General features: G+C 49.7%; 9 protein-coding genes. 6 read left to right on the top strand and 3 right to left on the bottom strand.

Going from position 1 to position 11,752, the window contains the following annotated elements:
• Nucleotides 1–10: 10 nt before the first annotated feature.
• A complete protein-coding gene (locus tag ACGHZ6_RS08590) occupies nt 11–1,147 on the bottom strand; it encodes an LLM class flavin-dependent oxidoreductase (protein ID WP_390618423.1) in 1,137 nt (378 codons plus the stop codon).
• A gap of 309 nt (nt 1,148–1,456) precedes the next feature.
• Between ACGHZ6_RS08590 and ACGHZ6_RS08585 the strand changes: the two genes are divergently transcribed.
• From ACGHZ6_RS08585 to ACGHZ6_RS08560, 6 genes are all read left to right on the top strand, one after another.
• Nucleotides 1,457–1,948: a flavin reductase family protein gene (locus ACGHZ6_RS08585; protein WP_390618422.1), complete on the top strand. Its 492-nt coding sequence runs from the start codon at nt 1,457–1,459 to the stop codon at nt 1,946–1,948.
• Between the two features lie 31 nt (nt 1,949–1,979).
• Nucleotides 1,980–2,594, top strand: coding sequence for an NUDIX hydrolase (locus ACGHZ6_RS08580; RefSeq protein WP_390618421.1), 615 nt, complete (start codon nt 1,980–1,982; stop codon nt 2,592–2,594).
• Between the two features lie 22 nt (nt 2,595–2,616).
• Nucleotides 2,617–4,023, top strand: coding sequence for an amidase (locus ACGHZ6_RS08575; protein ID WP_390618420.1), 1,407 nt, complete (start codon nt 2,617–2,619; stop codon nt 4,021–4,023).
• Between the two features lie 20 nt (nt 4,024–4,043).
• Complete coding sequence (locus ACGHZ6_RS08570) at nt 4,044–5,519, top strand: NAD-dependent succinate-semialdehyde dehydrogenase (RefSeq protein WP_390618419.1); 1,476 nt, start codon at nt 4,044–4,046, stop codon at nt 5,517–5,519.
• Between the two features lie 727 nt (nt 5,520–6,246).
• Nucleotides 6,247–7,380, top strand: coding sequence for an LLM class flavin-dependent oxidoreductase (locus ACGHZ6_RS08565; protein ID WP_390618418.1), 1,134 nt, complete (start codon nt 6,247–6,249; stop codon nt 7,378–7,380).
• A gap of 100 nt (nt 7,381–7,480) precedes the next feature.
• Nucleotides 7,481–8,746 carry an aromatic ring-hydroxylating dioxygenase subunit alpha gene (locus ACGHZ6_RS08560; protein WP_390618417.1) on the top strand — a complete coding sequence of 422 codons (1,266 nt, stop codon included), beginning with the start codon at nt 7,481–7,483 and terminating at the stop codon, nt 8,744–8,746.
• A 169-nt stretch (nt 8,747–8,915) separates the two neighbouring features.
• On the opposite strand, the gene ACGHZ6_RS08555 is transcribed toward ACGHZ6_RS08560, so the two are convergent.
• Both ACGHZ6_RS08555 and ACGHZ6_RS08550 read right to left on the bottom strand, forming a co-directional pair.
• Nucleotides 8,916–10,553, bottom strand: coding sequence for a long-chain fatty acid--CoA ligase (locus ACGHZ6_RS08555; RefSeq protein ID WP_390618416.1), 1,638 nt, complete (start codon nt 10,551–10,553; stop codon nt 8,916–8,918).
• 31 nt (nt 10,554–10,584) lie between these two features.
• The gene (locus ACGHZ6_RS08550; protein ID WP_390618415.1) at nt 10,585–11,736 is read right to left on the bottom strand and encodes a thiolase; all 1,152 of its coding nucleotides are present in this window, start codon (nt 11,734–11,736) and stop codon (nt 10,585–10,587) included.
• Nucleotides 11,737–11,752: the final 16 nt, after the last annotated feature.

The raw sequence follows: 11,752 nt of genomic DNA, 5'->3' as shown, positions 1-11,752 counted from the left end.
GAGAAAAGCCTTACAGCTTTTTGATTACCTGCTCAGAGAAGGTTTCCAGCATCTCCAGCTCTTCTTCCTGCTCGAAGTAGCCCACGTGGTGCCACAGGAAGAAGTTATCGATACCTTTTTCCTCGCGGAACTTGGCAATGGTATCCAGGGTTTCCTGACCGGTGCCCTTCCACACACGACCCATAGGCACATGATAAGGCGGGCAGTTGTAAGCGCCGTTAAACAGCTCTTCAAAACCTTTGTAGTGATCGTCGGCTTTAGCCTGGGTGCTGGCCATGGTCAAGTGACCACCAATACCGATGAAATCTTTCGGCTGTACGGTGCGTCCGTACTTGGCTGCTTCTTCGGTATACACATCAATAGTGGTATCAATAAACTCATCTTTGGCAACGAACGAAGCCAGCTTGATTTCTTCTTTTGCGGCGAAACAGGCGGTTTCCATAGACCAGCTAAACGGCGTCCAGATTTCCGGGTGCGCACGACCATCAGGGCGCTTCAGAGGTTTTGGTACCAGACCGACTTCGTGCAGGTTACCGTTAGCATCAATGGCGGACTCATCACCCCACTTTTTGGTGGGCGGGAACTGCCAGGGAATATCTTTAGGTGGCATCTGCCAGAACTCACCGTCCTGGAAGTTGATGGTGTCGTTGTGCCAGAGCTGCTTGATAATCTCGAATGCTTCGTAGAACAGACGACGATTCTTTTGATCGACTTCGGATTTGTCAGATTGGGAGGTACTGATCTCCAGATGTTGACTGAAAGTGTTCAACCAGCGCGGTGTGTTACCGCGAACAAAACCGTAGAAACAACGGCCTTCGGTCATTTGGTCCAGCAGCGCCAAATCTTCCGCCAACTTCATTGGGTTATGCGCGGTCAAGGCCATCCCCATTTGGCCAACCATCAGATTCTTGGTGTGCTGCGCAACAAACAGATCCAGCATGATCGGGTTAACGGTGGTTTCGATACCCTCAATCTGCATATGGTGTTCGGTCATACAGAAACCTCCATAGCCATTGTTATCCGCAAAGATCATTTGCTCTTTAAGACGCTGCAGAAAATCCTGATAACGATCAGGATCAGCCCCCGGGTTTTTCACATCCTCACCGCGACGACGCATGTAAGGCTGAACAAGAATAGTAAAGCGCATGGATTCCTCCTGGCGTTAAAAATGGCTATCTAATGTCATTGCTTTTGTGGTGTTGAATGGTCGGCGCCATCCAATCTGCCCCTATAATCTTTTGATCGAACGTTCATGTCAATATAAAATTGATCAAAAACAAGGCATTCAAAGATATTTGACAGCTTTTTCAATCCTTGCTAGATTTTAACCGAACGTTCGATCGCAAACGGTTTTTGGACATATTTCAGCCAAAACATGGCATAAATGGTCAAAAAGCAGTCAAAACAGACGCCAAGCTATTTCGCCCCAGAGCAGAAAGCAGATAGAGAAGTAGATATGACACAGATAGACAGTCGAGAATTTCGCAACGCCCTGGGCCAATTTGCCACAGGCGTGACCATAGTTACGACCAAAGATTTTCAAGGTCAGGCCGTTGGCATGACCGCCAACAGCTTCAGCTCCCTGTCACTTGAACCGCCTCTGGTGTTGTGGAGCATTGCTAAAACCTCCAGTAACTACACAGCGTTTGTCGAGACCAACGATTTCGCTATCCATATTTTGAATAGCGAACAACAAGATCTGTGCGGCCAGTTTGCCCGTAAAGATATCGATCGCTTTGCCGGTGTGAGCACCGAAACCAATGCCGCGGGCACTCCCCTACTGACCGAATACCTGGCTCGCTTCCAGTGCACCACAGAACATCGCTACGAAGGCGGCGATCACATCATCCTGGTAGGCCGCGTTAATCAACTCGATACCCAAGCCGGTGAACCGCTGCTGTTTTATAAAGGCAGTTTTGAACAACTGGCTCAGACTGAACCCGTTTAAGTTTGGTTTTATCCACCCATCAGGAGAGGTAATGACTATGAATTTTTGCAGCCACTGCGGAAACCCCGTTGCATTACGCACGCCGGACAATGACAGCCGCCAGCGTCATGTGTGCCTCTCCTGTTCTACGGTTCATTATCAAAACCCGAATATTATCGCCGGTTGTCTGGCGACGTATGGCGATAAGGTGCTGTTGTGTCGCCGCGGTATTGAACCGCAAAAAGGCCTGTGGACTTTACCGGCAGGCTTTTTGGAAAACGGTGAAACCACAGAGCAAGGTGCCGCTCGAGAATCCTGGGAAGAAGCTCGCGCACAGGTGGATATTGATCATTTGTACGGCGTATTCAATGTGCCGCATATCAGCCAGGTTTATATGATTTACCGCGCCCAGCTGACCACGCCGACGGTTGCTGCCGGTGAAGAATCCCTCGCCGCACAATTGTTTAGCGAAGACGAAATCCCCTGGGATCAACTGGCCTTCTCCGTGGTGGAAACCATGCTTAAACGCATCTTTGAAGACCGTAAAAATGACGCCTATCCACTGGTCACAGAAGTTCACTGCCAGGCACTGCCTAACAGCAAACCTCAAAACACCATTGATGATGAACTACTAGATCTGCCGCCACTTGCCGCGTCAGCCATGTAAAGACTATTTGCCGGAACCCAACATGTCGCAAGCAAACCCGTTTCAGGAAATCCGTCAGCTCAGCGCCACGGCACTGAGTCGAAAATTTCGGGCCAAGGATTTATCGCCGCTGGAAGTTACCCAGGTTTTGATCGATGAACTCGATCGCCTGAATAAAAGCCTGAATATGGTTTACCTGCCAACACCAGAGCGGGCATTGCAAGAAGCCAAAGCCTCCGAGCAACGCTGGATGGATGGTACACCCAATGGCCCACTGGACGGTATTGCCACTACGATTAAAGACGGCCTGCTAAGCATTAACGAACCCAGCTACCGCGGCTCCATTGCCAACGATGCAGATGAATACTCCTGGAATCAGGACGCGCCGGTAAATGCCCGCCTGCGCGAAGCGGGCATGGTATCGCTGGGTAAAACCACAATGCCAGATTTTGGCATACTCGCCAGCGGTTACAGCTCCATTCACGGCATTACCCGCAACCCCTGGGCGCTAGATAAAAATCCCGGCGGTTCCAGCTCCGGCGCTGCGGCTTCCGTAGCCTGCGGATTATCGCCTATGGTTGTGGGCACCGATATTGTTGGCTCCATTCGCCTGCCAGCATCTTTCTGCGGTTTGTTCGGCCTAAAACCCAGCCAGGGACGCGTGCCCTATTATCCACCTAACGCACCAACGCTGGTTGCCGGACCTATGACCCGCACAGTAACCGATGCCGCGCTGATGATGAACGCACTCTGTGCGCCTGACCCACGTGACTTTACTGCATTGGCGTTTGACGACTGTAACTACCTGGAAGACCTGGAACGCGCCCCCAGACAATTAACCCTGGGCCTGCTGACCGATATCGGTTTTGGTCCAGAGGTAAATACAGATGTAAAACACGCGGTAGAGCAAGCGGCAAAAGCTTTTGCTGACTTGGGTTACAACATTGAATTAATCGATACGCCATTTAAACAAGGCGACGATCGCTGCGCTGAACTGTTTTACAAACAACGCTGCTTCAGCGAATTTGGTCAATATTCCGAACGCCTGAAAAAGCAATCACCTTATATTTACGATTGGACACTCGATGCGGTAAACACACCTGCACCAGAGCTGTACAAGGCCATGAATGAAATGCGAGCCATGCGTGAGAAGGTCATGGCTATCTTTAATCAGGTGGATTACTTACTGCTGCCATCGGTTGCTATTCCAGCGTTTGATGCCGAACTACCCGCACCGGATATCAATCAACTGTTTGCGCCATGGTCAAACACCTACTTGTTTAACACCACCGAACAACCGGCCTCTTCCATTAACTGCGGTTATACCAAAGACGGCCTGCCGATTGGTTTACAAATTGTTGGCCCACGTTTTGATGATATGGGCGTACTGCAACTGTCGCGACTCTACGAAAAGATTCGTCCACAGCAACAGCCATTCCCAGCGATATAACCCGTTTGAGAACGTTATTCATGAGTACAGCTGAAAACATACAAACCCTATCATTGAACTACCCCGAGCTTTTACGCTCGCAAGCTTATATCAATGGCAATTGGGTAGAAGGTAACGAATCAGTAGCCGTATTCAATCCGGCTAACGGCAATATCGTTGGCCGTATCGCCAACCTCAATGCGCAGGATACCGAAGCCGCCGTTGCAGCTGCCGAAACCGCACTGATCAGCTGGCGACAAACTACCGCAAAACAGCGCGCACAATTACTACGCCGCTGGTACGAACTGATTATGGAAAACCAGGAAGACCTGGCCCAGATTCTGACCGCCGAACAAGGCAAACCCCTGGCCGAAGCCCGCGGCGAAATCGCCTACGGTGCCAGTTATATCGAATGGTTCAGCGAAGAAGCCAAACGCATTGATGGCGACATTATTCCTGCACCTAACAATCAACAGCGCGTAATGGTGATTAAACAAGGTGTCGGCGTGGTCTCAGCGATTACGCCCTGGAACTTCCCCAACGCCATGATAACCCGCAAGGCCGCCCCCGCTTTGGCAGCGGGCTGTACTTTCGTTTGCAAACCCGCCACAGAAACACCACTGTCGGCACTGGCACTTTGCGTATTGGCACAGGATGCAGGCATACCTGCCGGTGTAATCAATATGGTGACCGGAGCAAACTCCCGGGAAATCGGTGGTGTACTCTCCTCCCACCCCAGCATCAAAAAATTAACCTTTACCGGCTCAACCCCTGTGGGCAAAGTGTTAATGTCCCAGTGTGCCAGTACAGTTAAAAAGACCTCGATGGAATTAGGCGGCAATGCACCGTTTATCGTTTTTGAAGATGCCAATATCGATGCAGCTATTGCCGGCGCCGTTGCCTCCAAATTCCGCAACGCAGGTCAAACCTGTGTGTGCACAAACCGTATTCTTGTACACGAAAATGTGGCTGAAGAATTTACTCAAAAACTGATTGCTGCAGTTAAAGCATTAACACTTGGTGACGGCACCGATACAGAAACCAGTATTGGCCCTATGGTTAACGCTAAAGCCGTTCTGGATACCCACTCACTGGTTGAAGATGCTATTAATCAAGGTGCAACTTTATGCACCGGAGGCAAAGTATCGGATCTTGGCCCCTGCTATTACCCGGCCACTGTACTCGCCAATGCCACGCCATCGATGCGTGTTTTTAAAGAAGAAATTTTTGGCCCAGTTGCTCCGATTTATACATTCAAAACCACCGAAGAAGCTATTGCTCTCGCCAACGATACCGAATTTGGTTTAGCCGCATATTTTTACACTCGCGACTTCGCCCGCACCTATCAGGTTTCCGAATCTCTGGAGTACGGCATGGTGGGTGTAAATACCGGCATTATTTCAAACGAAGCCGCTCCCTTTGGCGGTGTAAAAGAATCCGGCAATGGACGTGAAGGTTCCAAATATGGTCTGGATGATTATTTGGAGTTGAAATATATCTGCCTTGGCGGCCTATAAGTTTTTACCAGTGTTCCTGTAGTAGCCTTTGTCTCTACTACTCTCTCGCTTGAGCCCCGCACCCCGGGGCTTTTTTTTGCTTTTTATTTCGGTAATGTCCCGTTTAGTGCCAATCCCCGGTTTACCCAAGGGCGGATGGCACCTATTCCCGGCTGCAAGACTTCTCCTGAGGCGCTCGCACTGCGGAACTCGCTGAAAAGCGCTCAAACAGTCCTCGTAAACGCTCCCGCCTCAGGAGAAGTCTTAAACGCAGTCTGATTGATCATAGGAGCTCCCCCCCCTTGGACAAACCTACCTTCAGATAAATAAATCAAATTCAGATTTTAAGATGGGGTCTGACCCAATGGGTCAGACCCCGGGCTAAAACCCTCCCTCGAGAAATAATCTCGGTACTAGCACAGAAGTGAGGAGAGAGTCGGGTGAAGCTGATCGTAGCAATCAGCCCATCGCTTAAGCGGCCGGAAAAAGTCAGGGTTGTCGCGGAGGTTGTCTGAACGTTTTTTGTGAGTTTACGTAGCGCTGACTTTTTCCGGCCGCTTATGGGCGCGAAGAGCAGCTTTACCCGACTCTCTCCGGATTTAGAACTACCGCCCTACGAATACATCTTTTAAGGCATTTGTTCAAAGTAATCCCAAACTGATCCTCACCTTGATCCACGTCAAAAAACCACTTGCCTCACAAAATACAATAATCACGAACGTTCGATCACAAACCAAAAGGATACACCATGAAGGCTCACGTTCTCGTACAACCCTATATGCGCAGTAAAGGCGAAGAAGTTATTTTGCCGGGTTCTGATCCCGAGCGTTTCGACACCTTGCTACAACGCACCACCGAACAAATGCAGTTTGCCGACAACAACGGTTTTGCCGGTTTCTGTATGACCGAACACCACTTCCAGGTTGAAGGGATTGAGACTACCACCAACCCCTTGTTGTGGAATTTGCATATTGCCAAACACACCAAAAACCTCGCGGTTGGTCAGGTGGGTATGGCATTAACCGCCCACCACCCTATGCGTTTAGCAGAAGATATGGCCATGCTCGATCACATGACCGACGGCCGTCTGTTTGTGGGTTTTGTTCGCGGTAATACCCCACGATGGTTAAACACTCTGGCACAACATCTCGACATCACTACGACGCAATCTGATCGCTCCAAGGAAGATATGCGTAACCGCCGCCTGATGGAAGAATCCTGGGAGGTTGTTAAAAAGTGCTGGACCGAAGAAACCTTTTCTCACCACGGTGAGTTTTGGGATATTCCACCGAAAAATGTTCACTGGCCGTTTTACCCCACCCAACAATGGGGCGGTGAAGGCGCACTGAGTGAAAACAACGAGCTGAAAAAAATGGGCATTGTGCCCCGCCCGCGTAAACGTGAAGGCCGCGACTTCCCGCCACTGTACGTACCCTTCTCATGGTCGATGGAAACAGCCAAGTTCTGGGCCAAAGAAGGTGCCAAGTTAGTGGCCTTTGTATCCAAGGATGAATTTATCGATATGACGATGGATATTTATATCGATGAATGTCACAAGCATGGTCATAGCGAACGCACTGTGGGTAATACGCTGGTATTGGGCGGCCATCTGACCATAGGTTCTACCGAAGCTCAGGCACAACAACACTATAACGACTTTGAGAAGTTGTTTAACAGTGCCTACAACACCCCACCTTATAACGTACCCATGGGGCGTGTATGGAAAGGTACGGTTAACCAGGTGATTGATCAGGTTGGTGCTTTACGAGAGAAGTACGGTACCGAAGAGTTTGTTTGCTGGCACCATGTGGGTTACTTCGAGCAGGAAGAAGAGTTGGAGATGTTGGATAACTTTGCTCAGGTGATTAAGGCGTTTTCCTAAATAGACTTCTTATCGCTTCATCTAATATTACTGCCTCATTCGAGGCCACTGGATTCCCGCCTGCGCGGGAATGACATTAATTATTTGTGGAGTAATTTTTATGATTCCTAATATGAAGAATTTTGAAGATTTGAAAGCCCAGCAACTACTTCCACCAGAAGCTTATACCTCGCAAGAGTGGTTCGAGCGAGAGAAAGATGAACTCTTTGGCAAGACCTGGAGCTTTGCCTGTCTGGAAAAAGATATCCCCGAAGTAGGTGATTACATTACGGTACAAGTGGGTAACTACCCACTTGTCGTCCTACGTGATCGTGAACTCAACGTTCGTGTTTTCCATAACATTTGTCGCCACCGCGGTGCAAAAATACTCGAAGGCACAGGTAATTGTAAAACCGGTCTGAAGTGCCGCTACCACTACTGGATGTTCAACCTGGACGGCAGCGTACGCGGTATTCCACAGAAGGATGTCCTGTTTAGTGATTGCGATAAAGCCAATCTGGGTCTGAAGCAAGCTAGCATGGGCGTTTTTAAGGGCATGGTCTTTGTTAATCCACAGGCTGAACCTGATCAGAGCTTTGATCAATGGCTGGATGGCATTAAAGACGATGCCTGGGAAGAGATTGGCGATGAAGTGGTTGTCGCGCTGGAAATCAACTATGAAGTACAGGCCAACTGGAAGCTGGTATTTGAAAATGCCAATGATGGTTACCATCTGTCTTACTTGCATGAGCACACTCTGGGCGGCCCCTTAACCAACCACCAGAAGACCGTGAGTTACGGCTTGCACTCTTGCTATCAAGGTTCCAACCAGTACTACGCCGAGATTCTCAAGAAAGGTAATACTACCCTGGCACAAACCCTTTATGCTGCCATGGACAAGAAAGCCTTGAAGGAAGCTACAGCCGACGTAGCGCCGGAAGACTACGAGGAATTCACCGGCGGCCATGACCTCTACTTTATGTTCCCCAATGTGGTGGTTTCTTCCGGTGCTCTTGGGTTTATGTACTTCCAGATTATTCCGGTAGCCCCGAACAAAACCATCAGCAAGTTCCGTTTCTTTACCCCTCCGGGTTATGAAAAGGACTACTACAAGGCCAACAATATCCTCATGCCTAACCCCGGAGTTAAAACCCGTGTCGGCGTCAATGAGAAGCCGATTAAACTCAGTGAAGTGGAAGGTGGTTTTGACAGTAAAAACTTCCAGGTGGAAGATATGTGGATCTGTGAGCAAATGCAGCAGGGATTGAAATCACCCGCCTACGAGGCTGGGCCCTATGCACCGGGAACCGGTGAGGGACCCATAACATTCTTCCAGGCTAATGTGTTGTCGTTTATGGACAAGGAAAAACTGAATGAAGTGATTTAAGATTACCTTTCAATCGCCTGCTAGAAAACCGCCTTTACTGGCGGTTTTCTTTTGCTCTCTAACTTTAAAAAGACATGCATAAAAAAACCTCACCGCCTGCCCTTTACGCAATAACAGATAAGCCCAGACTGTTATAACTAAGGCGGTGAGGTTTAACCTTTAGGGATTCTTAAGCAGGAAACTGATAATCCTTAAACTGCTCGCGCAAATCCTTCTTACTGATCTTACCCGTGGCGGTATGCGGTAATGACTCAACAAAGACCACATCCTCCGGCACCCACCACTTGGCTACCTGCTCTGCTACCGTTGCCAACACAGATTCCTTGGAAGGAGACTTACCCGGTGCAGGTACAACACATAACAACGGGCGCTCGGACCATTTCGGGTGATAAACACCGATAGCGCCAGCCTCAGCTACCTCAGGATGTGACACCGCGGCATTTTCCAAATCATTAGAGCTGATCCACTCACCGCCGGACTTAATAACATCCTTCACCCTATCGGTAATGGCTACATTGCCGCTCGGTTGAACGGTGGCAATATCACCGGTATCGAACCAGCCATCAGCGGTATGGGCATCGGTTTTTCCAATACCCAGATACTCTGAACAGATCCAGGGGCCTCGGACTTGAAGCGCACCTGCGGCTTCACCATCCCAAGGTAACTCTTCACCTTCAGTATCAACAATGCGTACTTCCACACCAAAGGTTGGACGACCAACACGCAAACGCAATTGATATTGTTCATCGCCGCTCAGGCTATCCATTTCAGGGCTTTTGCCATTCATAGTGCCCAATGGACTGGTTTCTGTCATACCCCAGCCCTGCATCATAAAGATGCCCTGCTCTTTCTCGAAAGCTTCCATCAATGACTTAGGTGTTGCAGCACCACCGACCATCAAGGTGTTAACGGTGGCCAGTTTCGTATCGCTTGCGCGCAAATATTCCAACAGCCCCAACCACACAGTTGGCACACCCGCACTGGCGGTGACTTTTTCCTGATCCATCAGTTCTGCCAATACCTGGCCACTGCCCATAAACGGGCCAGGCAATACCAGCTTGGCACCCACCATTGGGCAGGTGTATGGCAAGTTCCAGGCGTTAACATGGAACATAGGTACAACAGGCAATACAACATCAGCTTCGGTTAAACCAATTGAAGGCGCTGTTGCGCCGGTCATGGAAATTAAAACCGTCGAGCGATGACTATAGACAACGCCTTTAGGATTACCGGTAGTACCGGAGGTATAACAAATACCGCTGGCCGTTTTTTCATCCAGCTCAGGCCAGGCAAAGCTTTGTGGCTGATCCGCCATCAGGGTTTCGTAGGCGTAAACATTTTTCAGCGACGTGTCCGGCATGGTGCCCGCATCGCACAGTAGAATATAGCCTTTAATTTTAGGGAATCGATCCTGCATCTTTTCGATTAATGGCAGGAAATCAAGATCAATAAACAGCCATTGATCCTCACCGTGATTAACAATGTATTCCAGCTGCTCTTCAAACAGACGCGGGTTTACTGTATGCACGACAGCACCCGAACAACATACAGCATAATAGATTTCCATATGGCGATAATCATTCCACGCCAGGGTTCCCAACACATCGCCCTGCTTAACACCGAGAGACTGTAAGGCATTGGCCAATTGCCCGGCGCGCTTAAAAAGATCGCCATAAGTGCAGCGATGGACTTTATAACCATCGCCCTCTCGTAATGCTGAAACCACCTCCTTACTGCCATGCACCCGATTTGCGTGCTGCATAATCCCGGTTATGGTTAAAGGAAAATCCATCATCAAGCCGTTCATGCCCTGACCTCTTGTTAAACTTATTATTAATTTACAAAACTGCTTCGGTACCAAAAATTGTGGTTACCTGGCTGGATAAAGTGCCGCCATTACCGTGGGCCAACGCAACCTCGGGAGTGTCCAGCTGGCGATCACCCGCCTGGCCACGCAGTTGTTTTACCGCTTCCAACATACAGAACAAGCCATACATCCCAGGGTGAACACAGGACAAACCACCACCATTGGTATTTACCGGGCGGTCACCTCCAGGCGCCAAATTGCCGTTGGAAACAAAACGCCCACCCTCACCTTTTGGACAAAAACCCAGGTCTTCCAAAAATAAAATCACATTGATGGTGAAGGCATCATAGAGCTGAATAACATCGACATCGTTCGGTGTCAGGCCGGCCATTTCAAACGCTCGCGGTCCACTTTCAGAGGCAGCGGTAACGGTGAGGTTGGGCATTTGATCTATTTGGCGGTGCCACATCGCACCTGCGGTGCCCAGCATGTAGACCGGTTTCTGCTGCAGATCCTTCGCACGTTCAGCGGACACCAGTACCATAGCCGCACCACCGTCGGTTACCAAACAGCAATCCAGAGCCGACAAGGGTTCAGAAATTATTTTCGCCTGCATCGCTTCTTCGATCGAAATCGGTTTTTGCACAAACGCTTCCGGATTCATGGCCCCCCATTTACGTGCTGCAACGACAACTTCGGCTAACTGCTCTCGGGTCGTACCGTATTCGTGCATATGACGTGCTGCGGCCATGGCATAACCACTGATGGGAATACGCGGTTTGTATTGTTGCTCCCATTCCGGTGTTTCAATCAGGCCGGCGTGATCACCACCATTAGTGCGCGCATTACTGCCATAACAAATTAGTGCAACTTCACACAACCCTGCATCAATGGCCATAGCGGCCTGCAAGACCTGTGACATAAAGGTCGAGCCGCCGTTCATATCACAGTTGGTAAACTTTGGACGAATGCCCAGGTACTCAGCAGCCGACATGGTGGCAAAATAATGCGAACCGGTAGTGGCAAATAAACCGTCCACATCCTTGAGAGACAAACCGGCATCAGCCAGGGCGTTAACAGATGCCGCGCCCAATAATTCCAGCGGGCTCCAACCGGGAGCCTCACCTATACCTGCCGAACCTATGCCCGACACGGCGACCTTTCCTCGTAATGGATGAGCCATACAATACCTCTTGAAA

The sequence above is a fragment of the Maricurvus nonylphenolicus genome (genome assembly GCF_042854845.1).
In the GTDB taxonomy this organism is placed as follows: domain Bacteria; phylum Pseudomonadota; class Gammaproteobacteria; order Pseudomonadales; family Cellvibrionaceae; genus Maricurvus; species Maricurvus nonylphenolicus.
This window is presented reverse-complemented; position numbering and strand designations above follow the sequence as displayed.